Consider the following 26016-nt stretch of genomic DNA (forward strand, 5'->3'; position numbering starts at 1 on the left):
CTTCCCGCCGCCGGCCGACCGCCGTAGCGTGCGCGGGGTGACGCCCTCCGAGTCCCCGCTGCTCGACCCGGTGACCCTGGAGATCCTCGAGACGGCGTACCTGCAGCGCTGCGCGAGCGTCGACGAGCTGCGAGGCGCCCTGCCGGCGCCGCCCGGTGACCTCCAGGCGCGCCTCGAGGCGCTCTACGCGGGCGGCTTCCTCGCCGAGGCGGACGGCCGGCTCGACTACACCTCGCCCTACACGGCGTTCGTCGCGATCGGCGCGGCCAGGGCCGAGCGGATCGTGGACGAGGCGGTGCGGACGACGGCGCTGATGCAGGCGCTGCCGCGGCTGATCCGGGCCTGGGACATCAGCGAGGTCGAGGACGGCGGCCGGCACCCGCTGGCGGTCAACATCATCCACGCGGTCTCGGACTCCGGGGACGCCTGGTTCCGCCACGCCGCCGCGGAGACGACGTCGCGCCCGTCGATGGTCTTCCCCGAGGAGGGCCCCCTGCTCGCGGCGCTGCGGGCCGGCCACCTGGCCGACCTCCAGGGCCGGATGGAGGAGGGCCACCTCCGGGTCCTGGTCAACGTCGACCTCCACCCGACCGGTGAGCTGGCGGAGCGCCTCGACGACGTACGCCGGCGGGGGGTGCAGCTGCGCCGCTCGCGCAACACCCCGAGCTGGCTCTACGTCGACGCCGGCAGCATCGTCGGGGTGCCCATCCTGTGGGGCTCGCCGGCGCCGACGCGGCTGCTGGCGGTGCGGACCCCACCCGTCGTGGCCGCGGTCGCCCTGGTCTTCGACGAGCTCTGGCACGCCGCGGACCGCTGGGAGGAGTCGGAGTCGCCGTGGGTGCCGATCCTCGGCCTCATGGGCCAGGGGCTCACCGACGACGCGATCGCGCAGCGGCTCGGGCTGACCGACCGCACGGTGCGCCGCCGGATCGCGGAGGCCATGGTCGAGCTGGGCGTCACCAGCCGCTTCGCGCTCGGGATGGCGTGGGAGCGGCTCTCGGCGCCCTGAGTGCCCGGACCGCGGTCAGCCCCGGCCGAGCCGGCCGTCGGTCGCCTTCGCCAGCTTGCGCGCCAGGGCGGCGGTGGCGGTCTCGGCGTAGGTGTCGGTGATGTGGTCACCGCCGCGGTAGACCAGCACGTTGCCGATCACCGCCGCGCAGCGGTCGCGGTCCGGGCACAGCAGCGGCGTCAGGTCGACGACGTGAGCGTCGGGGACCTGCTCGGCCGCCTCGCGCTGGGTCGGGGCGCCCGAGAGGCGGACGCCGCGCTTCTTGCGGCTGACGCACTGGGTGAGGTCGTCGGAGTGGTCCTGCACGCAGTCGGGGATCGTGCCGTTCATCGGCACGGGGGTGTCCAGGATGGGCACGAGCGTGGCGCCCGTGGCCAGCACCCGCTCCCAGTAGCCGACCAGCCCGTCGACCATCGGCTCGTGCCGCTCATCGGTCGACGACGCGTCGTCGGGAGGCAGGGCGTCGCGGAAGCGCGTGACCGTGAGGACCACGTCGGGGGCCAGCTCCTCCACGGTCTCGATCGCCCAGGGCGACCAGGCGTCGCAGGAGGGGTTGCGCTGGCCCTCCGCGAGCCGGGTCACGTCGGCGAACGCGCAGCCGTTCTTGGTGACCACGACCAGGCGCCAGCCCTCCCGCTCGGCGATGGCCCGGACGGGGGCGAACCACTGCGCGGCCTTGGAGTCCCCGACCAGCGCCACCGTGCGGTCGGAGTCGACGTCGCCGAACTCGCAGACCTGGAAGTCCTCGACGTAGCGGCCCACGACGCAGGGCGCCGAGCCGCGGTAGATCTCGGGGAGGTCGCGGTAGGCCTCGAGGGGCGAGGGCCGCAGCTTGTCGACGCTCCGGATCGCCGCCCAGTCCGTGTCGGCGTAGCGCGGGTCGCTCAGCGCCACCGCGCCGATCGCCTCGTCGGGGGAGGCCTGCTCCACGGTGTCGATGAGCCCGAACGACGCCACCAGGGCCAGGCCGGCGACGGCCGACACCGCCATCGAGGACGCGCCCGCGAGCAGCGCGGGCCGGGGCAGCGCGAGACGCGGCGCCCGGCGCAGCGGCCCCTCGACGTAGCGGTAGGACAGCCACGCCGGAACCACGGAGGCCGCCACGACGAGCAGTCCGTCCCGCACGCGCAGCTCGCCCCACAACCCCTCGGCCGCGACCAGGAAAGGCCAGTGCCAGAGGTAGAGCGAGTAGGAGAGGCCGCCGACCCACACGGCCGGTCGCAGGCCGAGCAGCCGGCCCACGCCCCAGGTCGCCGCGACGCCGCCGCCGGCCAGGATGGCCGCCGCCGTGCCGAGGACCGGCAGCAGCGTGGCCGTGCCCGGCCACCGCGTCGTCTCGTCGAGGGTGAGGACCGCGTAGGCCACGAGCCCCAGGCCGACCCACCCGAGCACGCCGCGCGCGGCCGCGGGCAGGCGGACCAGCGAGGGGAGGGCCAGCGCCAGCAGCGCGCCGACGCCCAGCTCCCAGACCCGGGTGGTGGACACGAAGAACGCCAGGCCCGGCTGCTCGGCGGCGTACGACAGGGTGAAGAGGAACGACGCCAGGGTGACCACGGCGATGCCCACGACCAGGGCGAGGCGCCACCGGGCGCGGAAGAGGCCCACCATCGCGGCGATGAGCAGCGGCCAGACGACGTAGAACTGCTCCTCGACCGCCAGCGACCAGTAGTGCTGCACGGGCGAGGCGCCGACGTTCTCGGCGAGGTAGTCGACCGCGCGCAGGCCGAGGCGCCAGTTCACGACGTAGCCGGCCGCCGCCACGATGTCGCCGCCGAACTCCTTGCGGTTGTTGACCGGCAGGCACACCAGCGCCACGAGCGCGCTGAACACCAGGACCAGGGTGCTGGCCGGAAGCAGGCGCCGCGCCCTCCGGGCCCAGAAGCCGGCCAGGCTGAGCCGGCCCGTGCGCTCCACCTCACGCACCATGAGCGAGGTGATGAGGAAGCCCGAGATGACGAAGAAGACGTCGACGCCCACGAAGCCGCCGGGCACCCACGCGAGATCGGCGTGGTAGATCAGCACCGATAGCACCGCCACCGCGCGCAGGCCCTCGATGTCGGGGCGGAAGCCGGTGCGCGCGCCGGGGGGCACGGCATCACCAGTCGCGGCAGTCACGACGCGCAAGGCTAGTGCGGGGTCCGGGGGATCGGGCAATCACGCGCCGGTGGCCCGCCCGGGGCCGGGACGCCGCGAAGACGGCGGGAGGGCGCGTCGTTGGTAGGGTGCCGCCCGGACACTCATCACGCCCACACCAGGGGAAGCCGGTCCGAGTCCGGCGCTGACCCGCAACCGTAGGCACCACGGTCTCTCGAGACCGGGGTGCGAGCCGGAGCACCTGGGGTGACGCGTCCTGATCACTCGCTGTCGCGGACCAGCAGCGGTGGCGCCCCCCGGGCAAACGGCTCGGACGCCTCCGCTGCGTGCAGCGGAGAGGAACACATGAACAAGCCCGTCCTCCGACGCGCGGCCGCTCTCCTGGCCACCCCGGCCCTCGCGCTGGCGACCGTCGCCGCACTGCCCTCGGCGCCGTCGTACGCCGCCGAGCCCGACCCGGCGCCCGTCCAGGCCGGTGCCGCCTGGCTCGCCGAGGTGCCGCCCGCCTACGGCTTCCTGACCGGCAACACGATCGACCAGCAGCTGGCCCTCGCGTTCGTCGGCGGGTACGACGAGCAGGTCGACGTCATCGGCGCCGGTGTCGCCGACAACCTCACCGCCTACACCGACTACGCCTACTGCGACGACCCGACCTTCGCCGAGTCGCCGCCCTGCGAGACGACGCCGCTGATCGAGGGCGTCGCGGCCGGCAGCCTCGGCAAGGCGCTCGTCTCCTTGCAGGCGGCGGAGATCGACGCCACCGACGTCGACGGCGTCGACCTGGTGGCCAAGCTCGAGGGGGTCATCCCCGACGCCGGCCCCCTCACGGGTCGCGCCGTCTCTCCGCAGACCAGCAACGGTGGGCCGACCGTCAGCGGCTTCACCAACGTCCTCGGACAGGCCTTCGCCGTCCGCGGCCTCGCGGCCGCCTCGAGCCTCGAGGCGCAGCGGGCCGCGACGTACCTGATCGGCCTCCAGTGCGCCGACGGGTCCTTCATGGAGGACCTGCCCGGCGAGGAGGTCGCCCAGACCTGCGCGGCCACGACCTTCAGCCGGACGAGCGTGGACGCCACGGCGCTCGCCGTCCTCGCCCTGCGCGGCGTGGACACCTCCCCCGCCCAGACCGCGGTCACCGCCGCTACCGCCTGGCTGACCTCCGTGCAGCGCGCCGACGGCGGCTTCACCGACGACGGCTCCGCCGGCACGCCCAACGCCAACAGCACCGGCCTGGCCGGCTGGGCGCTCGGGGTCACCGGCCAGGACCCCGCGGCCGCCAAGGCCGCGACGTGGGTCCGGGCGCACCAGGCCAGCAATGACGGCACCTGCGCGGCCTACGCCGCCGGTGACCTGGGCGCCATCGCCCTCAACGACAAGGACCTCGCCGCCGGCGTCGGCGGCATCGGCTCCGAGGCCGCCGGCCGGTGGCAGCGCGCCACCGTGCAGGCGCTGCCGGCGCTCACCTACGCGCCCGCCGCCGTGGGCACCCCCGTGGTCACCGGCACCAGCGCCTACGTGCCCGCCGGGTCGGTCCAGACCGTGACCGTCCGCAACGTGGCGCCGGGCGACGCCGTCTGCGGCACCCTCGGCACCACCTCGCAGCGCGCGGTCGCGAACGTCGCCGGGGTGGCGACCTTCCGGGCCACCACGCCGCTGCGCACCGCGGCCACCCCGTTCCGGGTGGTGAACGGGAGCTCGGCCGTGGGCGCGACGACGTTCAGGACCCTGGCCCGCAAGAAGCTGCCGTTCACGCTGAAGAGCGCGGTCGCGCGCGGCAGGAAGCAGGTCGTCCGAGTCTCCGGGCTCGCCGCGGGTGAGCGCGTCACCATCACCTTCCGCGGCAAGCGGGTCGCTGCAGGGAAGGCGACCGCCAAGGGCACCTTCGCCAAGCGCTTCACGGTCACCGGCAAGGCCGGCAAGGCCGCCGTCTCGGTGCGCGGGGAGTTCCCGGCGATCCGGTCCCACACCAAGAAGTTCCGGGTGACCCGCTGATCATGCTCGCTCCGATGTCTCGTCTCGTCGCTGCGGCCGCCCTGGCCGCGGCGATGCTGGTGTGGCCCTCCAGCGCGCCGGTCCAGGCGACGGGCTGCTCGAGCGGCAGTGGCGTGAGCGTCGTCGTCGACTTCGCCGGCCTCGGCGGCGGCGGCGTGCAGTCGGCGTGCGTCGGCGGCTCGGGCGGCGACGCCCGCGAGCTCTTCGGGGCCGCGGGCTTCGCGCTGACCGACGTCGCCACCACCCCCGGCTTCGTGTGCCGGGTGTCCGGGGTGCCGCAGCGGTCCTGCGCGGACACGCCGCCCGCCAGCTCCTACTGGGGCCTGTGGTGGTCCGACGGGCGCGGCGGCGGCTGGGTCTACGCCTCCGAGGGCGTGGACTCCCTCACGGTCCCGGCCGGTGGCTACGTCGCCTTCGCCTGGGACGCCGTCGACGGCTCGCCCCAGCCACGCTTCGACCCGGCCAAGCACGCCGCGGCTCCGTCGCCGTCACCCGCTCCCAGCGCGGGGGGCGCCGGCAACGGCGGATCCGGCACCGGCAACGGCGCCGGCAACGGCAACGGCGGTCAGTCCTCAGGCAACGGGTCGGGCTCGGGCGGCGGCCAGGGCGGCGGCGCCACGACAGGTCCGAGCGCCTCGGGATCGGCAGCGCCCTCGGCGTCTCCGAGCGCGTCGTCCACCGCTGCGCCCGGCAAGCCGGGCAAGCCCGGCAAGGCGGACAAGCGCCGCGTGCCCCGCACCACACCGGCACCTTCGGGCTCGCCCAGCGCGACGCCGACCATCCCGGCGGACGACGGCGAGCTGACGGGCACGGCGCCGACGGCGGCCGAGCCGCAGGACGACGGGCTGCCGGCGTTCGTGGCACCGGTGCTGATCGGTGGCCTGTTCGCCGTGGCCGGGATCGTGTTCCTGCTGCGGCGGCGGTCCGGCCCCGCGTGACCGACCCGGCATGAGCGGGGCCAGGCTCCCGCGCGACGTCCATCCCGTGGCCTGGTGGCTGTGGGCGATCGGACTGTGCACGGCGGCCTCGCTCACCACCAACCCGCTCGTGCTCCTGCTCCTCGTGGGGGTCGCGACCGTGGTGGTCATCGCCCGACGCTCGGACCAGCCGTGGGCCCGCTCGTTCCGCCTCTACGTCTGGCTGGGTGCGGCCATCGTCGTGCTGCGCGTGGTGTTCCGCCTGGTCTTCGGCGGGACCTACCCCGGCACCGTCCTGCTCGACCTGCCGACGGTCCCGCTGCCCGACTGGGTCCTCGGCATCACCCTGCTCGGACCGGTCACGCGGGAGGCGCTGCTCGCCGGGCTCTACGACGGCATGCGCCTGGCGACGATCGTGATCTGCATCGGCGCCGCCAACGCGCTGGCCAACCCCAAGCGGCTGCTGCGGTCCATGCCGCCCGCGCTCTACGAGATCGGCACCGCGCTGGTCGTGGCGGTGACCGTGCTGCCGCAGTTCGCCGACAGCGTCCGCCGGGTGCGGGCCGCGCAGTCGCTGCGGGCGGGGGAGAGCGGGCGGGTCCGCCGGCTGCGGCGCTTCCTGGTGCCCGTGCTCGAGGACGCCCTGGAGCGCTCGCTCGCGCTGGCGGCCGGCATGGACACGCGCGGCTACGGCCGCGCCGGCGGGCTCACCCCGGCCCAGCGGCGTACGACGGGGGCGCTGATGCTGGCCGGTCTCTGCGGCGTCTGCGTGGGCGTCTACGCCCTGCTCGACCAGACCGCACCCCGACTGCTCGCGCTCCCGATGCTCGCCCTCGGGCTGGTCGTCGCGGTGGCCGGGCTGGTGAGCGCCGGGAGCCGGGTGCAGCGCACGCGCTACCGCCCCGACCGCTGGCGCTGGCCGGAGCTGGCGGTGGTGGCCGCCGGCCTGGCCGTCGGCGTCGTCGGGTGGTGGGTCAGCACCCACCAGGTGCTGATCGCCTACCCCGACCTGGACCGCGCGCCCGAGATCAGCCTGCTCGCCCTGGTGGGCGTCCTGCTGGGCGCCTCGGCCGCCGCGACGGCGCCCCCGCCGCGGGAGGTCGGCGCATGATCGAGCTGAGGGGTGTCTCCTTCTCCTACGGCGACCGGCCGGTGTTCGACAGCGTCGACCTGGAGGTCGAGGAGGGCGAGCTCGTGCTCGTCTCGGGTCCGACCGGCGTCGGCAAGTCCACGCTGCTGGGCGTGGTGACCGGGCTGGTGCCGCGCTTCACCGGCGGCGACCTGCGCGGCGACCTGCTCCTCGACGGGGTCAGCATCCTGCACACGCCACCGCGCGAGCGCGCCCACGTCATCGGGTACGTCGGCCAGGACCCGGCGGCCGGCTTCGTCACCGACACCGTGGAGGAGGAGCTCGCCTACGGGATGGAGCAGCTCGGCCTCGCGCCGGGCAGCATGCGCCGCCGCGTGGAGGAGACCCTCGACCTGCTCGGCATCGCCGACCTGCGCGACCGGGACCTGCGCACCCTCTCGGGTGGTCAGCAGCAGCGGGTCGCGATCGGCTCGGTGCTGACGACCCACCCGCGCCTGCTCGTGCTCGACGAGCCGACCTCGGCGCTGGACCCGACGGCCGCCGAGGACGTCCTGGCCACCCTCACCCGGCTCGTGCACGACCTCGGGGTCTCCGTCCTGGTCGCCGAGCACCGCCTCGAGCGCGTGGTGCCCTTCGCCGACCGGATGTGTCTGCTCACCGGTGACGGCCGGGTCGCGGTCGGTGCCCCGGCCGTGCTGCTGGCGCACTCGCCGGTCGTGCCGCCCCTCGTCGAGCTGGGTCGCGCCGCCGGGTGGGACCCGCTGCCGCTCACCGTCCGCGAGGCGCGACGCGCGGCCCGCGGCCTCGACCTCGCCCCTCCCGCGGACGAGCCGGTCGTCCCCGTCACCCCGGCGCTGACGGCGCGCGGCGTCACGGTCAGCCACGGCCGCACCGTGGCCGTGCGCGAGCTCGACCTCACGCTGGGCGCCGGGCGCGTGACGGCCCTCATGGGCCGCAACGGCTCGGGGAAGTCCTCGCTGCTCTGGGCGCTGCAGGGCACCGGTCGGCGCCAGCACGGCTCGGTCGCGGTCCGCGACACCGACCCCGCCCGGCTCGAGCCGGCCGAGCGTCGCGCGCTGGTGGGGCTGCTGCCGCAGACCTCCGCCGACCTGCTCTACCTCGAGACCGTCGACGAGGAGTGCGCCGCCGGCGGCGAGGGCACCCGCGAGATCCTCGACGGCCTGGTCCCCGGCATCCCCGGCGACAGCCACCCGCGGGACCTCTCCGAGGGTCAGCGACTGGCCCTCGCCCTGGCGCTGGTGCTGGTGGCCCGTCCCCACGTCGTGCTCCTCGACGAGCCCACGCGCGGCCTCGACTACGCCGCCAAGCGGTCGCTCGCCCGCATGCTGCGCGGGCTCGCGGACGACGGCCACGCCGTCCTCGTGGCGACCCACGACGTGGAGTTCACCGCGCTGGCCGCCGACGACGTCGTGGTGATGGCCGAGGGTGAGGTCGTCTCGTCCGGTCCGGTACGCCGCGTGGTGGCCGAGTCACCCGCCTTTGCCCCGCAGGTCACCAAGGTGCTGGGCGCGCCGTGGCTGCGGGTCGACGAGGTCGTCACCGCCCTGGAGGGCCGATGAGCACCCCGGCCGTCCCGGTCTCGCTGCGCTCTGCGGCGGTCCTCGGCGTGGCGTCGGTCGCCGGCCTGATGATGTTGTGCTGGCCGCTGCTGCTCAAGGTCTCCGAGGACACCCGGGTCGACCCGCCGTTCCTCTTCCTGGCGCTGCTGCCGATCGTCGTGGCGGTGGTCCTCGCCGAGCTGAGCGAGGGCGGCATGGATGCGCGCGTGCTGGCCGTCCTCGGCGTGCTCAGCGCGGTCAACGCGATCCTGCGCACCGTCTCGGCCGGCACCGCGGGCGTCGAGCTGGTGTTCTTCCTGCTGATCCTCGGCGGCCGGGTCTTCGGCGCGGGCTTCGGCTTCGTGCTCGGCTGCACGTCGCTGTTCGCCTCGGCGCTGATGACCGCGGGCGTCGGGCCGTGGCTGCCGTTCCAGATGATCGTGTCGGCGTGGATCGGCATGGGAGCCGGGCTGCTGCCGCGACGGGTGACCGGTCGTGCGGAGATCGCCATGCTCGCGGCCTACGGCGTGCTGGCGGCGTACGTCTTCGGGCTGCTGATGAACCTCTCGGGCTGGCCGTTCCTGCTGGGCGTCCAGGTCCCGGGCCACGAGGGCTCGCTGTCCTACGTGCCCGGCGCCCCGCTGGCCGACAACCTGGCGACGTTCCTGAGGTACACGCTCCTCACGTCCACGGGCAGCTTCGACACCGGCCGGGCGATCACCAACGCCGTCGCGATCGTCGTGCTCGGCCCGGCGATCCTCACGACGCTGCGGCGTGCCGCGAAGCGGGCGACCGTCACGGCCGGCTAGCCGACCGGGCGACCGACCGCCTCGCGCAGCTCGAGGGAGTGCGCCACGACACGCGCGGGTACGGGGCGTGATGCGCATCTTCTTCACCGGCGGCAGCGGGAAGGCCGGCCGACACGTCGCGCCGTACCTCGCCGACCGGGGCCACCACGTCACCAACGCCGACCTCGTTCCCTTGGGGCACCCCGCGATCGCCGACCTCCGCGTCGACCTCACCGACGGTGGGGAGGTCTACTCGGCGCTCGCCGGCACGGCCACGCTGGAGGAGCTGGACCTGCCGGAGCCGCCTCGCTACGACGCGGTGGTCCACTTCGCCGCGGTGCCGCGGATCGCGCTGACCTCGGACGCGGCGACGTACGCCACCAACGTCCTCAGCACCTATCACGTGCTGGAGGCCGCCACCCGGCTCGGCGTGCGCAAGATCGTGTTCGCGTCCTCCGAGACCACCTACGGCGTCTGCTTCGCGCAGGGCGAGCGCCGGCCGCTCTACGTCCCGGTCGACGAGGAGCACCCGACCGTGCCCGAGGACGCCTACGCGATGTCGAAGGTGGCCGGCGAGGCGACGGCACGCTCCTTCCAGGCCCGCACGGGCGCCGACGTCTACGGCCTGCGGATCAACAACGTCATCGAGCCGCACGAGTACGCCGAGCTGTTCCCGCGCTTCCTCGAGGACCCCTCGCCGCGCCGCCGCAACCTGTTCGCCTACATCGACACCCGTGACCTGGGCCAGATGGTGCAGCGCTGCCTGGAGACCGACGGGCTGGGCTACGAGGTCTTCAACGTCGCCAACGCCGACATGTCGGTGGCGGCGAGCACCCAGGAGATCCGGGACCGCTTCTACGCGGGCGTGCCGGTGCGCCGGGAGATGGGCCGGGACGAGACGTTCTACGCCATCGACAAGGCGCGTGACCTCGTCGGCTTCGACCCGACCCACTCCTGGCGCGACGTCCTCGCCGACCCCGGGGCCGCCTGAGCCGTGGCTCAGGCGGCGACCGCGAGCTCGGACACGATCATGGCCGGCTTCCGGGGTCAGGCGCCCTCCGTCTGACGCGCCGCGGCGCGCTCGGCGCGGCTCCCCGCGACGAGCAGCAGCACGCACAGCGCGATCAGCGCGGGCTCGACCGTGAACGCCCAGGTGAGCCCGACCCGGTCGGCCAGCGTGCCCAGCAGGTACGGCGCGGTGACGACGAGCAGGCCGCCGAGCAGCTGGGAGCGGGAGTTGGCCTGGTCCTCGCGGCCGGGGGCGGCCGTCAGGCTGAGGGCGACCGCGAGGGGGTAGAGGTTGGCGATGCCGAGCCCGGCCACGAAGAGCCCCACGACCGCCACCCAGACCGTCGGCGCCAGCCAGAACAGGGTGAACCCGACGGCGGTCGCGGCCAGGGACGCCCAGAGCAGGAGCGCGGTGCGACCGGGTCGCCGCGTCGCGACCGAGCCGGCGACCCGGCCGACGAGCAGGCCGACGTAGTGGCTGCTCATCGCCAGGACCGCGGCACCCGTGGTCAGGCCGGTGTCCTTGAGCTCCTCGGTGCCGAAGTAGGCCAGGCAGAACTCCACGGCCATGCTGGCCGCGGCCAGTCCGGCGTAGAGCCAGCACGCCGGGGGGAGCGGGCCGGGACGGTCGGTGTCGCGCGGGGCCGGGTCGGGGAGCGGGAGGCGCCGGTAGCGCACGAACAGCGCGAGCAGCGCGACGGCCGGCAGGGCGAACGCCGCCCGCCACCCCAGCGCCCCCGCCGCGAGCGCCCCCAGCGCGAGCGGGGCCGCCACGGCGCAGGCGGCGGCGCCGATGTTGGCCTCGACCAGGGCGCGGTCGCGCTGCTCGCCGTGGGTGTCGGACAGCAGCGCCTGGATCGCGGTGAGGAGCATGGTGCCGCCGACGCCGAGGACGGCGCCGCCGGCCAGCGTCGCCGCCACGCCCGAGCCCAGCACGAAGAGGGCGAGCCCGGCCACCGCGAGCAGGGAGGACCCCCACAGGAGCGTGGCGCGGGGGACCCGCCGGGCGAGGGGCGCGAAGAGCAGCCCGGTCACGACCGTGCCGGAGGACCAGGCCGCGGTGTAGACGCCGAGCGTCGTGTAGGAGAAGTGCAGCTCGTCGCGCAGCAGCGACAGCGCGGGGCCGTAGCCGTAGACCCAGAACGCGAAGCAGAGGAGGGCGGCGTACGAGAGCACCGTGGGCGCGCCGCGCACGAACCGAGTCATGTGTGTAACGCTACACATCTATGCTGGCCGTATGCAACCGCCTGGCTCGTCGCGCCGCGTCACGATGACCGAGGTGGCCCGGGCGGCGGGGGTGTCGCCGATGACGGTGTCCTACACCTACAACCGCCCCGAGCGGGTCTCGCCCGAGAGCCGGGCCAAGGTGCTCGACGCCGCCGCCGCGCTCGGCTACGCCGGCCCCGACCCCAGCGCCCGGTCGCTGCGCTACGGCGCCACGCGCACGCTCGGGGTGGTGATGGGCGAGCACCTCACCTACGCCTTCGACGACGCGCAGGCGGTCGCGTTCCTCGCGGGCGTCGCGGAGGTCTGCGCCGAGCGCGGCTACGGCCTGCTCATCGTGCCGACCGGGACGGGGGAGGAGGACCCCTCCCGGGTGGTCGCCGCGGCCGTGGACGCCTACGTCGTCTGGACGACCACGGCCGACGACCCGGTGCTCGAGGCGGCCTGCAGCACCCGCCGTCCGGTGGTCGTCCACGGCGGCCCCGAGCGTGAGGGCACCACGCTGGTCAGCATCGACAACCGCGCCGCCGCCCGCGCCGTCGCCGCCGAGGTCTGGTCGGGCACGCGTCGTCCGGTCGTGCTGAGCCTGCCCGTCGACCGGAGCCGGGAGACGTTCCTCGCGCACGGGCTCGACCCCGCGTCGGTCGCCTACCCGGTCACCCGGGAGCGGCTCGCCGGCTACCGCGACGCCGCGACCGACCTCGGCCTCGACTGGTCCGCCGTGCCCGTCGGCGTGTGCCGCGGCAACGACGAGTCCGACGCGGAGGCGGTCACCACGAAGCTGCTGGCCGACACCCCGGACCTCGACGGGGTCGCGGCGATGAGCGACCGGCTGGCGGTCGGGGCGCTGCGGGTCTCCCCGGCGCTGCGGGTCAGTGGATGGGACGACTGCCACCTCGCCGGGCAGCACGGACTGACGACCGTCGCCCAGGACATGCGCGCGCAGGGGGCCGCGTGCGCGAGCGCCGCGCTGGGAGGCGCCGCCACCGACCACGGCGACGCGTGGCGCGTCGTCAGCCGGGCCTCCACGGGCGGCTGAGCCGGCTCAGGGCTGGACGAGCAGGATCTTGTCGTCGCCCTCGCGGGGCGTGCCGCGCCCGTCGCGGTTGCTGGTCATCACCCAGAGCCCGCCGTCGGGGGCGACCGCCACGGTGCGGACCCGGCCGTACTCACCGATGAAGAAGCCCTCGGGCTGGACGGCGCGGCGGCCGTCGACGCGCACTCGCCACAGCCGCTCGCCGTTGAGGGCGGCCATCCACAGGTGGCCGTCGAGGTAGGCGAGGCCGGAGGGGGAGGAGTCGTCGGGGTCCCAGACCTGCTGGGGGTCCACGAAGCCGCGGTCCGTGCCGCCCTCGCCCTCGACCTCGGGCCAGCCGTAGTTGGCGCCCGCGTCGATGCGGTTGAGCTCGTCGAACTCGTCCTGCCCGAACTCCGAGGCCCACAGCGTCCCGGCGTCGTCGAAGGCCAGGCCCTGCACGTTGCGGTGGCCCCAGGACCACACGGGGGTGCCGAACGGGTTGCCTGGTGCCGGCTGACCATCGGGGGTGATCCGCAGGATCTTGCCCGCGAGGCCGTCGCGCTCCTGGGCGAGCGGTCCCTCGCCGGTCTCGCCGGTGGAGACGTAGAGGAAGCCGTCGGGTCCGAACTGCAGGCGGCCTCCGTCGTGGATGAAGCCGTTGGGGATGCCCGTGAGGATGGGCTCCGGCTCACCGAGGCCGTCACCCGTGAGCGTCGCCCGGACCACGCGGTTGTCCTCCTCGGTGGTGACGTAGAGGTAGACCAGCGAGTCCTCCGCGAAGGTGGGGGACACGGCCACCCCGAGCAGCCCGGCCTCGCCCTCCGGAGCGGCGGCGTCGATCGTGGCGACCTCGGTGACCGCGTGGTCGGGGCCGCTGATGCGCAGGATCCGGCGGGTGTCGCGCTCGGTCACCAGGGCGTCGCCGTCGGGCAGGAAGGCCAGCCCCCACGGCGCCTCGAGCCCGGTCGCGACCTCCTCGACCACCTGTGGCGGTCCGGCGGGTGCGGCCGGTACGGGCGGCGTCGTGGGGCCGCTCCCCGTCGCAGTGGCGCTCGGGCCCCCGTCGCTGGGCTCGGGCGAGACGGTGCCGCTGTACGACTCGCCGCTCCCGTCCTCCTGCCCGCAGCCGGCGAGCAGGAGGACGCCCGCGGCCACCGCCGCCGTCAGCAGCCGCACCTCAGCCGACCTTCGCCAGGAAGTCGAGCAGCAGCCGGTGCACCTGCTCGGGCTGCTCCATCTGGATGAAGTGCGAGCCCCGGATCTCGTCGTACGTCGCGTCGCGGAGCCGCTCCGCCGCCGACGCCATGTCGCGGGCACCGGCCAGCACGTCGTAGGTGCCGGCGACGAAGGCGCACGGCACGTCCACCTGGCTCAGCGAGACCCGCGCGTGCCGGGACGTGCTGAGGGCCAGCTGCATGTACCAGCCGATCGGGGTCGTGAGGAACTCGCGCACCGCCGTCGCCGCGAGCTCGGGGTCGGGCACGGGGAACATGAAGCCGGTGTGGCTCAGCGCGGCGATCGTGCGCCGCCCGACGGGCAGCCGGGACGCCACCGGGGTCAGGGCGAAGCCGCCGAGCCGCAGCACGCGGGTGAGGTTGACGGTCAGCAGCCGGGCGAGTGGGCGAGGAAGTCGCAGCGGGCCGAGCATGGTGGCGAAGGTGTCGCCCGGCACGCCGGCGACGGCGAACAGGCCGCGCACCCGCTCGGGGTGCCGCACCGCCATCTCGAACATCGTGTTGACGCCCATCGACCACCCCATCAGCACGGCCCGGTCGACGCCGAAGTGGTCCATGACCGAGAGCGCGTCCTCGACGAAGTGCTCGATGTCGATGTGGCGGGGGTCCGCCGGCCGGTCCGAGCCGCCGGTGCCGCGATGGTTCCACGACACCACCCGGACGCCGCAGTCGGGCCGCAGCAGCGCGGGCCAGGCGTGGGCGCTGGTGCCGAGCCCGTTGCAGAGCACGACGGTCGGCCCGTCGGCGAGGCCGTCCGGGTCGTTGGTCCAGGCCCGCAGCACCGTGCCGTCGTCGGACAGGACGTCGTGGAACGCCAGGCTCGCCGGGGTCGTCGTCCGCGCTGCTGGGGTCGGCATGGACCGATTGTGCCCCAGCCGGCGTGAACGCCGGGCTCACCGGGTGGGAGGCAGGGAAGCCCGGTGAGCCCGGCATGAGGGGAGTGGTCAGGCGTGCGCCGTACGGCGAACGGTCTCGTCGGTCCGTGGTGCGGCAAGGGCGACGAAGAAGTCGTCGACCTCCTCGCGCTCGGCGCGCCGCTGCGCGCACTCGGTCGCGGCGATCATGGCGTTGCGCCGGCCCTGCTGCTGGGACTCGACCGACCATCGGTGCACGCGACCCGCGGCGGAGCCGAGGAGGGCGAGCGGAGCGATCGAGACGAGCATGGCGACTCCCGAGCTGGCTGGCGGCGTACGCCCGACGCTAGGCGCGGGGTGCGACGACGGCGTCTCTCCCACGTGACATCGAGGTGAACTCGCCCGCACCGCAGGCGCGTCAGTCGGGGACGGGGGCGGGCACGGCGGAGCCGGAGCGGGTGGCGCCGATGCTGGCGGCGACGACGCAGGCCATGGCGACGAGCTGGATCGGGCTGAGGAGCTCGTGGAGGACGACGAGGCCGGCGAGGGCGGCGGCGGCGGGCTCGAGGCTCATCAGGATGCCGAAGACGGCCGGGCGCAGCGTGCGGAGGGCGACCAGCTCGCAGGTGTAGGGGATGACCGAGCTGAGCAGGCCGACCGCGGCGCCGATGAGCAGGATGCGCGGGTCCGCGAGGTCCGAGCCTCCGGAGTGCAGCGCGAAGGGCAGCAGCAGGGCGGTCGCGACGACGCTGGCCAGGGTGAGGCCGTCGAAGCCGGGCCAGCGGCGTCCGGTGGAGGCGCTGAGGAGGATGTAGGAGCCCCAGGCGACGCCGGCGAGCAGCGCGTAGAGGACACCGGCGACCGAGAGGTCGGCGCGCTCGAAGCCGAGCAGCAGGACGCCCACGGCCGCCAGCACCACCCACACCAGGTCGCGGGCGCGCCGGGAGCCCACCACCGCCAGCGTCAGCGGTCCGACGAACTCGATGGTCACCGCGATGCCGAGCGGGATGCGCGAGAACGACTGGTAGATCGCCCAGTTCATGACGCCCAGGCTGAGCCCGAACCCGAGCACCACCTGCCAGTCCTCGCGGGAGCGGCCGCGCAGCGTCGGCCGGGCCAGCAGCCACAGGATGACCGAGCTCGTGACCAGCCGCAGCCACACGATGGCGGTGGGTGAGATCTCGTCGAAGAGGCTCTTGGCGAACCCGGCGCCCAGCTGGACCGACAGGATCCCGACCAGGACCAGCCAGATCGGCGAGACGACGACTCCGCGCGGCCGCACCGATGATTCAGGACTGGTCACCGGGTCAATGTAGGAGAACAGTGAGGTCGGTCGAGACGAGGGAGTCACGGATGAGCACGGTGCTGTTGGTCGGGACCCGCAAGGGGCTGTGGATCGGGAGGTCCGACGACGCGCGCACGGACTGGGAGTTCACCGGTCCCCACCAGGACATGGAGGAGGTCTACTCCTGCATGGTCGACGTCCGCGGCGACGCGCCACGGCTCTACTCCGGCGCCTCGTCGACCTGGCTCGGCCCGCAGGTGCGCTGGTCCGACGACCTCGGCGAGACCTGGCAGGAGGGCTCCGGCGTGCGCTTCCCCGAGGGCTACGACGCCTCGGTCGAGCGGGTCTGGCAGCTGGCGCCCGGCGTCGAGCCCGGCGTCGTCTGGGCCGGCACCGAGCCCGGCGCGGTCTGGCGCTCCACCGACAGCGGTCGCAGCTTCGCGTTGGAGGAGGCGCTGTGGAACCACCCCCAGCGCGCGGAGTGGGGCGCCGGCTTCGGCGGCCAGGCCTTCCACACGATCCTCCCGCACCCCACCGACCCTGCCTCGGTGACCGTGGCGATCTCCACCGGAGGCGTCTACCAGTCCACCGACGGCGGCGGCTCGTGGACGGCACGCAACCAGGGCATCCGCGCGGAGTTCCTGCCCGAGGGCGAGCAGTACCCGGAGTTCGGGCAGTGCGTGCACAAGGTCACCCGGCACCCGTCGCGCCCCGAGCGGCTCTACCTGCAGAACCACGGCGGCGTCTACCGCTCCGACGACGAGGGCGGCACCTGGGACTACATCGGGCACGGGCTGCCCTCCGACTTCGGCTTCCCGGTCGTCGTGCACCCCCACGAGCCCGACACGATCTTCGTGTTCCCGATCGGCGCCGGCGACGGCCGCTACCCGCCCGGCGCCAAGGCCCGCGTCCACCGCTCCCGCGACGCCGGGAACACCTGGGAGGAGCTCGGCAACGGCCTGCCCGACGACTTCTACGTCGGCGTCATGCGCGACGCGATGACCGCCGACGGGCACGACGCAGCCGGTCTCTACGTCGGCGCGCGCAACGGCGCCGTGTGGGGCTCGGCCGACGCCGGCGAGACGTGGCGTCAGCTGGTGTGCAACCTGCCCGACGTGCTGGTGGTGCGCGCCGCGAAGGTGTAGGCCCTCACTCCTGCGGGACGTGCGGGCCCATCGGCGGGGGGTCCGCCGGCAGGTAGGTCTCGTCGTTGTCCTCGCCGAAGTCGATCGGGTCCGGCACGCCGGCGGTGATCTGCGTGCCGTCGGCGCGGTGACCGCCGACCAGCGGCCGGTAGCCGAGGTCGCCGTCGATGCGGGCGCCGTGGCCGTCCAGCTCGACCTCGAGCGGACGGCCCGGTCGCACGACGTGCTGGGTGCCGCGCACGCGCAGCACGACCCGGTCCTCCTGCGTGACCGGCAGCCCGTCGCGGTCGTCGGTGACCTCCTCGCCGGGCTCGGTGTTGGGGCCGTCGACGGTCACCCGGAAGTGGCTCGGCGTCACCTCGACCCGCATCCGGCAGCCGCGCCAGGTGAGCGGGAAGCGCAGGGCCTCCCAGTCGTCGGGCAGCCGCGGGTCGAAGGTGAGCTCCGCGCCGTAGGCGCGCATGCCCGCGAAGCCGAACACCAGCGCGCTCCACACGCCGCCGGCCGACGCGACGTGCATCCCGTCGACGGTGTTGCCGTGCAGGTTGGCGAGGTCGACGTAGAGCGCGGAGCGGAAGTAGCCGAGCGCCTCGTCGTGGTAGCCCACCTCGGCGGCCATGATCGCCTGGGCGACGGCCGACAGCGTCGAGTCGCCGGTCGTGATCGGGTCGTAGTACTCGAAGTCGGCGCGCTTCTCCTCGGCGGTGAAGCGGTCACCGTGGAGGAACAGCGCCATGACCACGTCGGCCTGCTTGAGCACCTGGAACCGGTAGATGACCAGCGGGTGGTAGTGCAGCATCAGCGGCCGGTTCTCCTCGGGGGTGCGGGAGAGGTCCCACACCTCGCGGTCGAGGAAGAAGTCGTCCTGCGGGTGGATGCCGAGGCCCTCGTCGAAGGGGATGTGCATCCCGACGGCGCACGCGCGCCACTCCTCGATCTCCTCCGGCCCCACGCCGAGGCGGTGCACGAGCTGGGAGTACTCCACCGGGTGGTGGTCGCGGATCAGCTCGACGGTCGCGACGGCCTGCTCGAGGTTGAAGCGCGCCATCACGTTGGTGAACAGGTTGTTGTTGACGACGGTGGTGTACTCGTCGGGCCCGGTGACGCCGTGGATGTGGAACGAGCGGTCGCCGTTGCTGCGCCAGAAGCCGAGGTCGGCCCACATGCGTGCGGTCTCGACCAGGACGTCCACGCCGTCGCGCAGCAGGAAGCCCAGGTCGCCGGAGCCGGCGACGTACTGCATGAGGGCGTAGACGATGTCGGCGTCGATGTGGACCTGCGCGCTGCCGGCGGCGTAGTAGGCCGAGGCCTCCTCGCCGTTGATCGTGCGCCAGGGGTAGAGCGCGCCGCTCTGGGCCATCTCGCGGGCGCGGGTGCGCGCGGCCGGCAGCATCCGGGTGCGGAAGTGCATCAGGTTGCGGGCCAGGTGGGGCTGCGTGTAGGTCAGGAACGGCGCGACGTAGATCTCGGAGTCCCAGAAGTAGTGGCCCTCGTAGCCGGAGCCCGAGACGCCCTTGGCCGGGACCCCCTGCTGGTCGGCGCGCGCGCTGGCCTGGGCGAGCGTGAAGAGGTTGAAGCGGATCGCCTGCTGCTGGGCCTCGTCGCCGGGCACCTCGACGTCGGCGTGGCGCCAGAAGCGGTCGTACCAGTCGCGCTGCTCGGCGTGGTAGTGCTCGATGCCATGGCGCCCGACGCGGTCCAGGGTGCGGTCGCAGCGGTCGGACAGCTCGGCGACGGGCACGCCGCGGGAGGTGTGGTAGGCCACGACCTTCTCGAGGCGGACCGTGCGGCCCTCGGTGGCCTCGACCCGGACGACCAGCTTGGTGATGTCCTCGTGCTCGCGCACGACCACCTCGTGCTCGTCCTCGGTCGTGAGGTGGTGGTCGGCCGCGACGGCGATCGTCATCTGCGAGTTGGCGCATCGGTAGCCGAGCATCATCCGGTCCTCGCGGGCGTAGTGGCCCTCGGGCAGGAGGACCCGGCCCTCGAACGCCGCCGCCTTGCGAGGGTCGCCGGACTCGCCCATGGCGGCCTCGGGGACGTGGTACTCGTCCTCGCCGTCCTGCCGGTTGAGCACCTGCGAGGAGATGACCAGGGGCGCGTCGCCCTCCAGCATCGTGACCTCGAAGGTCATGATCGCGAGATGGCGCTGGGTCATGGAGACCATGCGGGTCGAGTCGATGCGCACCCGCTTGCCCGAGGGGGTGCGCCACACCATGCTGCGCCGCAGGACGCCGTCGCGGAAGTCCAGGCTCCGCTCGTAGTGCTCCAGGTCGGCCGTGCCGAGGATGAGCGGCTCGTCGTCGACGTACAGCTTGAGGAGCTTGGCGTCGGGCGCGTTGACGATCGTCTGGCCGGTGCGGGCGAAGCCGAACGCCGTCTCGGCGTGCCGGATCGGCCAGGTCTCGTGGAAGCCGTTGACGAAGGTGCCGTGGGCGAAGGCGTCGCGGCCCTCCTCGGGGTTGGCGCGCATGCCGAGGTAGCCGTTGGCCACGGTGAAGAGGGTCTCGGTGACGCCGAGGTCCTCCGCGCGGTGGGAGCACTCGACCAGGCGCCACGGGTCGACCGGGAAGCGGCCGCGGTCCATCGGGTCCGCGGCCACCGGGGTACGGCTCACGGGAGGGTCTCCGCCAGGTCGGAGACGACCACGTCGGCGCCGGCGTCGGTCAGGGTCGCGTGGCCCGCGCCGCGGTCCACGCCGATCACCAGCCCGAAGCTGCCGGCCCGGCCGGCACGCACGCCCGACACGGCGTCCTCCAGGACCACCGACGTCGCGGCCGTGGCGCCCAGCACCTCGGCGGCGTGCAGGAAGGTGTCCGGTGCCGGCTTGCCGGCCAGCCCGAGCTCCTTGGCGACCTTGCCGTCGACGACGGTCTGGAACCGGTCGGAGAGCCCGGCGGTCTCGAGGACCGAGGGCGCGTTGGCCGAGGACGACACCACGGCGAGGGGCAGGCCGAGCTCGCGCAGGTGGTCGAGCAGGGCCACGGAGCCGGGGTAGGCGGTCACGCCGTCGCGCTCCAGCACGATGTTGAAGGCGTCGTTCTTGCGGTTGCCCAGCCCCTTGACGGTCTCCTCCGAGCCGGCGTCGTCGTCGCTGCCCTCGGGCAGCTCGATCCCGCGGGAGGCGAGGAAGTCGCGGACGCCGTCGTAGCGCGGCTTGCCGTCGACGTGGGCGAAGTAGTCGGCGTCGGTGTAGGGGGCGGTGTCACCGCCGCCGGACCAGGACTCCAGGAAGCCGTTGAACATCTCCGCCCAGGCCCGCATGTGCACCTCGGCGGTCGGGGTCACCACGCCGTCCAGGTCGAACAGGATCGCGTCGAAGTCGGTCCACGGGACGGCGGAGTCGGAGGTCATGGGTCCAGCGTAGGGAGTGCGCCCCCGCATCCCCGCCTTGAGATCCGCGGGTCGTGGCGTGCGCCACGCCGATAGGCTCGTGGTCATGAGTGACGAGTCCCCGCAGCACGACCTCAAGCCCCGCTCCCGCGACGTCACCGACGGCCTGGAGAAGGCCGCGTCCCGCGGCATGCTCCGCGCCGTGGGCATGGGCGACGACGACTGGGAGAAGCCTCAGATCGGCGTCGCGTCCAGCTGGAACGAGATCACCCCCTGCAACCTCTCTCTCGACCGCCTGGCGAAGGCCGTCAAGAACGGCGTGCACGCCGCGGGCGGCTACCCGCTCGAGTTCGGCACCATCTCGGTGTCCGACGGCATCTCGATGGGCCACGAGGGGATGCACTTCTCGCTGGTCTCCCGCGAGGTCATCGCCGACTCCGTCGAGACCGTGATGATGGCCGAGCGCCTCGACGGCTCGGTGCTGCTGGCCGGCTGCGACAAGTCGCTGCCCGGCATGCTCATGGCCGCGGCCCGCCTGGACCTCGCCAGCGTCTTCCTCTACGCCGGCTCGATCATGCCCGGTCAGGTCGACGGCAAGGACGTGACGATCATCGACGCGTTCGAGGCGATCGGCGCCTGCCTGGCCGGCAAGATGTCGCGCGAGCAGGTCGACAAGATCGAGCGGGCCATCTGTCCCGGCGAGGGTGCCTGCGGCGGGATGTACACCGCCAACACGATGGCCGCCGTCGGCGAGGCGCTCGGCATGTCCCTGCCCGGCTCGGCCGCCCCGCCTGCGGTCGACCGCCGCCGCGACGGGTTCGCGCACCGCTCCGGCGAGGCGGTCGTGGGCATGCTGCGCCAGGGCATCACCGCGCGCCAGATCATGACCAAGGAGGCGTTCGAGAACGCCATCACCGTCGTCATGGCCCTCGGCGGCTCCACCAACGCCGTCCTGCACCTGCTGGCCATCGCCCGCGAGGCCGAGGTCGACCTGACGCTGGACGACTTCAACCGCATCGGCGACAAGGTCCCGCACCTCGGCGACCTCAAGCCGTTCGGCAAGTACGTCATGAACGACGTCGACAAGGTCGGCGGCATCCCCATGGTGATGAAGGCCCTGCTGGACGCCGGCCTCATGCACGGCGACTGCCTCACCGTCACCGGCCGCACGATGGCCGAGAACCTCGCCGACATCGCGCCCCCCGAGGTGGACGACGACGTCATCCGCAAGCTCGACCGCCCCATCCACCGCACCGGCGGCCTGACGATCCTCAAGGGCTCGCTGGCCCCCGAGGGCGCCGTCGTGAAGAGCGCCGGCTTCGACGAGTCGGTCTTCACCGGCACCGCCCGGGTCTTCGACGGCGAGCGCGCCGCCATGGACGCCCTCGCGGCTGGCGAGATCAAGGCCCAGGACGTCGTGGTCATCCGCTACGAGGGCCCCAAGGGCGGCCCCGGCATGCGCGAGATGCTCGCGATCACCGGCGCCATCAAGGGCGCCGGCCTCGGCAAGGACGTGCTGCTGCTCACCGACGGGCGGTTCTCCGGCGGCACCACCGGTCTGTGCGTCGGCCACGTGGCCCCCGAGGCCGTCGACGGCGGTCCCATCGCGTTCGTGCGCGACGGCGACCGGATCACCCTCGACGTCCTCAACCGCACCCTCGACGTCGAGATGGGCAGTGACACCGAGTGGGAGGAGCGCAAGGTCGGCTGGGAGCCGCTGCCGCCCAAGTACACCCGCGGAGTGCTCGGCAAGTACGCCAAGGTCGTCCAGTCGGCCGCCCACGGCGCCGTCACCTCCTGATGGGGCGCTGAGGTGGGCAAGGTCCACGAGGCGATCACCGGTCGGGTCCGGTCGTTCATCGAGCGTCAGCCGGTGTTCTTCGTGGCGACCGCGCCCTCCGGCGACGACGGGCACGTCAACGTCTCGCCCAAGGGCCTCGCCGACACCTTCGCGGTCGTCGACGAGCACACGGTCGCCTACCTCGACCTCACCGCGAGCGGTGCCGAGACGATCGCCCACCTGCGCCAGAACGGCCGCGTCACGGTGATGTTCTGCTCGTTCGAGGCCACGCCCAACATCGTGCGGCTGCACGGCCGCGGCCGGGTGGTGGGCCTCTACGACGAGGAGTACGCCGCTTGGTCGGCGCGCTTCCCGGACAACCCGGCCGCGCGCGCCGTGATCGTGGTCGACGTCGAGCGCGTGAGCGACTCCTGCGGCTACTCCCTGCCGCTGATGTCGCTGGACGGCGAGCGGGACCTGCTCACCCCCAACATGGAGCGCCGCGGCGCCGACGGCGTCGTCGCCTACCGCCGCCTCAAGAACCGCACCAGCATCGACGGGATCCCCGCCTTCGACGACGACCCCGAGCCGGTGTCCGGCGCGTGAGCGCGTGACGGGGGAGCGCCCCGACCGCAGCCGGCTGGTGCTGCTGGTCGTGGCGGCGCTCATGGCCGGCCTCATCGGCGTCGCCTGGGCCGCTGGTGGCCCGGCCGGAGAGCCCGCTCCTGCCGCCGGGCCGAGGGACGACGCGGCCGCCCCGGCGCCGTCGGCGTCGCCGACCCCCAGTCCTGCGCCCGCACCGCCGTCGATCACCCCGGTGCCCCCGACACCGCCGGCGCGCCCGGCCACCCTGCCCGGCGGCCGCACCCGGGTCTTCGGCGGCCACCACTTCCTGGTCGCCTACTACGGCACCGCGGGCACCGGGTCGCTGGGCGTCCTGGGGGAGACCGGTCCCGACCAGGCCATCCGGCGGGTGCGCCGAGCGGCCCGGCCGTTCGCGCGCCCGGGCCGCCCCGTGCAGCCGGTCTACGAGCTCATCGTCACCGTCGCCGACGGGGTGCCCGGACCGGACCGCGACTTCAGCCACGACATCGACCGGGCCGCGGTGCGCGGCTACGTGCGTGCCGCCCACCGCGACGGCGCCCTGCTCCTGCTGGACCTCCAGCCGGGGCGCTCGGACTTCCTCACGGTCGCCAAGCGGTGGGCGTGGGCGCTGCGCCTGCCCAACGTCGGTCTCGCCCTCGACCCGGAGTGGCGGATGGGCCGCCACGAGAAGCCCGGCCGGGTGATCGGCTCCGTGCGTGCCCGCGAGGTCAACCGCGTGTCCGCCTGGCTCTCACGGCTCGCCACGGACCGTCAGCTGCCGGAGAAGCTCTTCGTCCTGCACCAGTTCCGCAGCGACATGATCGAGGACATCCACCGGGTCCGACAGCGACCCGGGCTGGCGATGGTGCAGCACGTGGACGGGTTCGGGACGCGGACGCAGAAGCGGGCGACGTACGGCGCGGTGGCCCGGCCGGGGCAGTTCTCGATGGGCTTCAAGCTCTTCTACGACGAGGACGTCCACCGGATGGGGCCGCGCGAGGTCCACCGGCTCCGGCCCCGGGTGCGGTTCATCAGCTTCCAGTGAGCTGAGGCTCGGGCGTGGGCGATACCGTCGCGACCGTGCCCCATGCCACCGCCCCCACCGACCTCGACCGGCGCGACCCGCTGGCCTCCTACCGCGACCGGTTCGTGGGTGCGGAGAGCCCGCTCGTCTACTTCGACGGCAACTCGCTGGGCCGGCCGCTGCGCGCCACCGGGCCGCGGCTCGCGGAGTTCGTCGAGCAGGAGTGGGGCGGGCGGCTGATCCGGGGCTGGGACGAGCGGTGGTTCCTGCTGCCCGAGGTGGTCGGCGACGACCTGGGCCGCGTCGTGCTGGGCGCGGCGAAGGGGCAGACGGTCGTCGGGGACTCGACCACGGTGCTGCTCTACAAGGCGATGCGCGCCGCCGTCGCCGCCCGGCCGGGGCGCAGGGAGATCGTGATCGACCGCGACAACTTCCCCACCGACCGCTACGTCGCCGACGGCGTCGCCCGCGAGTGCGGACTGAGCCTGCGCTGGATCGACGTGGACACCGCCGGCGGCGTCGAGGCCGACCAGCTGGCCGCCGCCGTCGGGCCGCAGACGGCCCTGGTCGTGCTGAGCCACGTCGCCTACCGCTCCGCCCACCTCGCCGACATGGCCGGGCTCACCGCGATCGCCCACGACGCGGGGGCGCTCGTGCTGTGGGACCTCAGCCACTCCGTCGGCTCGGTCCCGCTCCACCTCGACGAGCACGACGCCGACCTGGCGGTCGGGTGCACCTACAAGTACCTCAACGGCGGCCCCGGCGCGCCGGCGTTCGTCTACGTCGCCGCGCGGCTGCTCGACGAGGTCGCCCAGCCGGTCCAGGGGTGGATGGGCGCGACCGACCCGTTCCTCATGGGACCCGACTACCGCCCCGCCGCCGGCATCCGACGGATGCTCAGCGGCACGCCGCCGGTGGTCGGGATGCTCGCGATGCAGGACATGCTCGCGCTGGTCGAGGAGGTCGGGATGGAGGCCGTGCGCGCCAAGTCGGTCGCGCTGACCGAGCACGCGATCGAGCTCGCCGACGAGCGGCTGCCGGGCGTCACCGTCGCCTCGCCCCGCGAGGCCGACCGTCGCGGCGGCCATGTGACGCTCAACCACCCGGCCATGCGCGAGGTGACCGCCGCCCTGTGGGCCGAGGACGTCATCCCCGACTACCGCGACCCCCACGGGCTGCGCCTCGGGCTGTCGCCCCTGTCGACGTCCTTCGCCGAGGTCGACGCCGGGCTGGAGAGCGTCCGGCGCACGCTGGAGCGACTGACCTCCTGACCGCCCGACCCCAGCGCGACCGCGGGTGGGTGCGGTCATTTCGGGTCATGTGCCGACCACGGGGACCGTGGGGTAATGGGAGGCCCGCCGCCTCCCGAGGAGCCTCCATGACCAGTCGCACCATCGCCCTCACCGCCTGCGCCGGACTGCTGGTGCTCTCCGGTGCCGGTGCCGGGTTCGCCGCCGCCAGCCTGCCCAAGAACAGCGTCGGCACCCTCCAGATCAAGAAGAGCGCGGTCACCGGCGCCAAGGTCAAGGACGGCTCGCTGTCCGCCGCCGACCTCGGCGCCAAGGCACGCGCCAAGCTGCGCGGCGCGCCGGGACCCGCCGGCGCGACGGGTCCGGCCGGCCCGGCGGGACCGTCGACGTCGGTCTTCGCCGCGCGCAACACGCCGCAGGCGATCTCCGCCGCCCCGGTCGCCGTGGTGACGCTCGACGTCAACGGACCCAGCAAGATCACCGTCGACCGCCTCTCCCAGCTGGTCCTGCAGGCGACGATCACCATCGGCAACAACGCCAACGGCGGCGCGACCTCGGTGATCGAGTGCCAGCTGCAGGTCGACGACGGCAGCGGGTTCGACGCCGTGGGGGTGCCCATGCGCACCGACTCCTTCGGCAACAGCGGGCACGACCAGACCACGGTGCTGTCCGTGGTCGCCGCGACGAACGTGCCGGCGGGCTCCTACGACGCCGGACTGTTCTGCTACGACGACCTCAACATCGCCGCCAGCGTGCCGCTGATGCGCACCGGGGCCCTCGTGGCCATCGCGACCGGGCCGGGTCCGGTGGCCTGACGCGCCCCTCCCGG

Annotated in this window: 22 protein-coding genes and 1 riboswitch; of the genes, 14 read left to right on the forward strand and 8 right to left on the reverse strand. The window is 73.9% G+C overall.

Translation table 11 applies throughout. The features are described from left to right. The first annotated feature begins 37 nt into the window (after nucleotides 1-37). A complete protein-coding gene (locus tag E4622_RS02195) occupies nucleotides 38-1009 on the forward strand; it encodes a helix-turn-helix transcriptional regulator (RefSeq protein ID WP_134738450.1) in 972 nt (323 codons plus the stop codon). A 15-nt stretch (nucleotides 1010-1024) separates the two neighbouring features. Here E4622_RS02195 and E4622_RS02200 read toward each other — a convergent pair whose 3' ends face one another. Next, on the reverse strand, nucleotides 1025-3124 hold the full coding sequence (locus E4622_RS02200) for an acyltransferase family protein (RefSeq protein WP_167735949.1): 2100 nt from the start codon (nucleotides 3122-3124) through the stop codon (nucleotides 1025-1027). A gap of 140 nt (nucleotides 3125-3264) precedes the next feature. Next, nucleotides 3265-3345, forward strand: a riboswitch (cobalamin riboswitch). A gap of 103 nt (nucleotides 3346-3448) precedes the next feature. Here E4622_RS02200 and E4622_RS02205 point away from each other — a divergent pair. The 6 genes from E4622_RS02205 (at nucleotide 3449) to E4622_RS02230 (ending at nucleotide 10437) form a co-directional block, all read left to right on the forward strand. Continuing rightward, nucleotides 3449-5092: a prenyltransferase/squalene oxidase repeat-containing protein gene (locus E4622_RS02205; RefSeq protein ID WP_134738452.1), complete on the forward strand. Its 1644-nt coding sequence runs from the start codon at nucleotides 3449-3451 to the stop codon at nucleotides 5090-5092. Between the two features lie 14 nt (nucleotides 5093-5106). Further along, nucleotides 5107-6030 (forward strand): hypothetical protein, encoded by a 924-nt coding sequence (locus E4622_RS02210; RefSeq protein ID WP_134738453.1) that lies wholly within the window; start codon nucleotides 5107-5109, stop codon nucleotides 6028-6030. Between the two features lie 10 nt (nucleotides 6031-6040). Beyond that, a complete protein-coding gene (locus tag E4622_RS02215; RefSeq protein WP_134738454.1) occupies nucleotides 6041-7120 on the forward strand; it encodes an energy-coupling factor transporter transmembrane component T in 1080 nt (359 codons plus the stop codon). Further along, a complete protein-coding gene (locus E4622_RS02220) occupies nucleotides 7117-8679 on the forward strand; it encodes an ABC transporter ATP-binding protein (protein ID WP_134738455.1) in 1563 nt (520 codons plus the stop codon). The genes E4622_RS02215 and E4622_RS02220 overlap by 4 nt, the downstream gene beginning before the upstream one ends. Then, nucleotides 8676-9467: an ECF transporter S component gene (locus E4622_RS02225; protein ID WP_134738456.1), complete on the forward strand. Its 792-nt coding sequence runs from the start codon at nucleotides 8676-8678 to the stop codon at nucleotides 9465-9467. The genes E4622_RS02220 and E4622_RS02225 overlap by 4 nt, the downstream gene beginning before the upstream one ends. Before the next feature lie 70 nt (nucleotides 9468-9537). Then, nucleotides 9538-10437 carry an NAD(P)-dependent oxidoreductase gene (locus E4622_RS02230; protein ID WP_134738457.1) on the forward strand — a complete coding sequence of 300 codons (900 nt, stop codon included), beginning with the start codon at nucleotides 9538-9540 and terminating at the stop codon, nucleotides 10435-10437. Nucleotides 10438-10493: 56 nt separating this feature from the next. Here the strand turns inward: E4622_RS02230 and E4622_RS02235 are convergent, their stop codons facing one another. Then, nucleotides 10494-11660: an MFS transporter gene (locus E4622_RS02235; RefSeq protein ID WP_167735950.1), complete on the reverse strand. Its 1167-nt coding sequence runs from the start codon at nucleotides 11658-11660 to the stop codon at nucleotides 10494-10496. A gap of 31 nt (nucleotides 11661-11691) precedes the next feature. Between E4622_RS02235 and E4622_RS02240 the strand changes: the two genes are divergently transcribed. Beyond that, nucleotides 11692-12717 (forward strand): LacI family DNA-binding transcriptional regulator, encoded by a 1026-nt coding sequence (locus tag E4622_RS02240; RefSeq protein WP_209021749.1) that lies wholly within the window; start codon nucleotides 11692-11694, stop codon nucleotides 12715-12717. A 6-nt stretch (nucleotides 12718-12723) separates the two neighbouring features. Here E4622_RS02240 and E4622_RS02245 read toward each other — a convergent pair whose 3' ends face one another. The 4 genes from E4622_RS02245 to E4622_RS02260 all read right to left on the reverse strand — a co-directional run bounded on the left by E4622_RS02245 (nucleotide 12724) and on the right by E4622_RS02260 (nucleotide 16088). Then, entirely contained in the window at nucleotides 12724-13872 is a 1149-nt protein-coding gene (locus E4622_RS02245) for a PQQ-dependent sugar dehydrogenase (protein ID WP_245155843.1), read from the reverse strand. A gap of 1 nt (nucleotide 13873) precedes the next feature. Next, nucleotides 13874-14788 (reverse strand): alpha/beta hydrolase, encoded by a 915-nt coding sequence (locus E4622_RS02250; RefSeq protein ID WP_134738459.1) that lies wholly within the window; start codon nucleotides 14786-14788, stop codon nucleotides 13874-13876. A gap of 87 nt (nucleotides 14789-14875) precedes the next feature. Next, a complete protein-coding gene (locus E4622_RS02255) occupies nucleotides 14876-15094 on the reverse strand; it encodes a hypothetical protein (protein ID WP_134738460.1) in 219 nt (72 codons plus the stop codon). Between the two features lie 109 nt (nucleotides 15095-15203). Next, nucleotides 15204-16088, reverse strand: a complete 885-nt coding sequence (locus E4622_RS02260; RefSeq protein WP_134738461.1) for an EamA family transporter — start codon at nucleotides 16086-16088, stop codon at nucleotides 15204-15206. Between the two features lie 50 nt (nucleotides 16089-16138). On the opposite strand from E4622_RS02260, the gene E4622_RS02265 reads away from it, so the two are divergent. Further along, nucleotides 16139-17215, forward strand: coding sequence for an exo-alpha-sialidase (locus E4622_RS02265; RefSeq protein ID WP_134738462.1), 1077 nt, complete (start codon nucleotides 16139-16141; stop codon nucleotides 17213-17215). A gap of 4 nt (nucleotides 17216-17219) precedes the next feature. Here the strand turns inward: E4622_RS02265 and E4622_RS02270 are convergent, their stop codons facing one another. Beyond that, nucleotides 17220-19802, reverse strand: coding sequence for a glycosyl hydrolase family 65 protein (locus E4622_RS02270; protein WP_134739365.1), 2583 nt, complete (start codon nucleotides 19800-19802; stop codon nucleotides 17220-17222). Nucleotides 19803-19828: 26 nt separating this feature from the next. Further along, entirely contained in the window at nucleotides 19829-20569 is a 741-nt protein-coding gene (locus tag E4622_RS02275; RefSeq protein WP_134738463.1) for a beta-phosphoglucomutase family hydrolase, read from the reverse strand. A gap of 85 nt (nucleotides 20570-20654) precedes the next feature. Between E4622_RS02275 and ilvD the strand changes: the two genes are divergently transcribed. The 5 genes from ilvD to E4622_RS02300 all read left to right on the forward strand — a co-directional run bounded on the left by ilvD (nucleotide 20655) and on the right by E4622_RS02300 (nucleotide 26002). Further along, nucleotides 20655-22349: a dihydroxy-acid dehydratase gene (ilvD, locus tag E4622_RS02280; protein WP_134738464.1), complete on the forward strand. Its 1695-nt coding sequence runs from the start codon at nucleotides 20655-20657 to the stop codon at nucleotides 22347-22349. 12 nt (nucleotides 22350-22361) lie between these two features. After that, complete coding sequence (locus E4622_RS02285; protein WP_134738465.1) at nucleotides 22362-22934, forward strand: pyridoxamine 5'-phosphate oxidase family protein; 573 nt, start codon at nucleotides 22362-22364, stop codon at nucleotides 22932-22934. Between the two features lie 4 nt (nucleotides 22935-22938). Next, nucleotides 22939-23958 (forward strand): hypothetical protein, encoded by a 1020-nt coding sequence (locus E4622_RS02290; RefSeq protein ID WP_134738466.1) that lies wholly within the window; start codon nucleotides 22939-22941, stop codon nucleotides 23956-23958. Nucleotides 23959-23993: 35 nt separating this feature from the next. Beyond that, nucleotides 23994-25208, forward strand: a complete 1215-nt coding sequence (locus tag E4622_RS02295) for an aminotransferase class V-fold PLP-dependent enzyme (protein ID WP_209021750.1) — start codon at nucleotides 23994-23996, stop codon at nucleotides 25206-25208. 107 nt (nucleotides 25209-25315) lie between these two features. Beyond that, on the forward strand, nucleotides 25316-26002 hold the full coding sequence (locus tag E4622_RS02300; protein ID WP_134738468.1) for a hypothetical protein: 687 nt from the start codon (nucleotides 25316-25318) through the stop codon (nucleotides 26000-26002). Nucleotides 26003-26016: the final 14 nt, after the last annotated feature.

The sequence above is a fragment of the Nocardioides sp. 503 genome (genome assembly GCF_004522095.1).
In the GTDB taxonomy this organism is placed as follows: Bacteria; Actinomycetota; Actinomycetes; order Propionibacteriales; family Nocardioidaceae; genus Nocardioides.

What these genes read in the sequence shown, in the direction of transcription:
- E4622_RS02265 (WP_134738462.1), top strand. Translation starts at nt 16,139, where the DNA reads ATGAGCACGGTGCTGTTGGTCGGGACCCGCAAGGGGCTGTGGATCGGG.
- E4622_RS02300 (WP_134738468.1), top strand. Translation starts at nt 25,316, where the DNA reads ATGACCAGTCGCACCATCGCCCTCACCGCCTGCGCCGGACTGCTGGTG.
- ilvD (WP_134738464.1), top strand. Translation starts at nt 20,655, where the DNA reads ATGAGTGACGAGTCCCCGCAGCACGACCTCAAGCCCCGCTCCCGCGAC.
- E4622_RS02255 (WP_134738460.1), bottom strand. Translation starts at nt 15,094, where the DNA reads ATGCTCGTCTCGATCGCTCCGCTCGCCCTCCTCGGCTCCGCCGCGGGT.
- E4622_RS02215 (WP_134738454.1), top strand. Translation starts at nt 6,041, where the DNA reads ATGAGCGGGGCCAGGCTCCCGCGCGACGTCCATCCCGTGGCCTGGTGG.
- E4622_RS02275 (WP_134738463.1), bottom strand. Translation starts at nt 20,569, where the DNA reads ATGACCTCCGACTCCGCCGTCCCGTGGACCGACTTCGACGCGATCCTG.
- E4622_RS02225 (WP_134738456.1), top strand. Translation starts at nt 8,676, where the DNA reads ATGAGCACCCCGGCCGTCCCGGTCTCGCTGCGCTCTGCGGCGGTCCTC.
- E4622_RS02205 (WP_134738452.1), top strand. Translation starts at nt 3,449, where the DNA reads ATGAACAAGCCCGTCCTCCGACGCGCGGCCGCTCTCCTGGCCACCCCG.
- E4622_RS02240 (WP_209021749.1), top strand. Translation starts at nt 11,692, where the DNA reads ATGCAACCGCCTGGCTCGTCGCGCCGCGTCACGATGACCGAGGTGGCC.
- E4622_RS02235 (WP_167735950.1), bottom strand. Translation starts at nt 11,660, where the DNA reads ATGACTCGGTTCGTGCGCGGCGCGCCCACGGTGCTCTCGTACGCCGCC.
- E4622_RS02230 (WP_134738457.1), top strand. Translation starts at nt 9,538, where the DNA reads ATGCGCATCTTCTTCACCGGCGGCAGCGGGAAGGCCGGCCGACACGTC.
- E4622_RS02250 (WP_134738459.1), bottom strand. Translation starts at nt 14,788, where the DNA reads ATGCCGACCCCAGCAGCGCGGACGACGACCCCGGCGAGCCTGGCGTTC.
- E4622_RS02210 (WP_134738453.1), top strand. Translation starts at nt 5,107, where the DNA reads ATGTCTCGTCTCGTCGCTGCGGCCGCCCTGGCCGCGGCGATGCTGGTG.
- E4622_RS02270 (WP_134739365.1), bottom strand. Translation starts at nt 19,802, where the DNA reads ATGGACCGCGGCCGCTTCCCGGTCGACCCGTGGCGCCTGGTCGAGTGC.
- E4622_RS02220 (WP_134738455.1), top strand. Translation starts at nt 7,117, where the DNA reads ATGATCGAGCTGAGGGGTGTCTCCTTCTCCTACGGCGACCGGCCGGTG.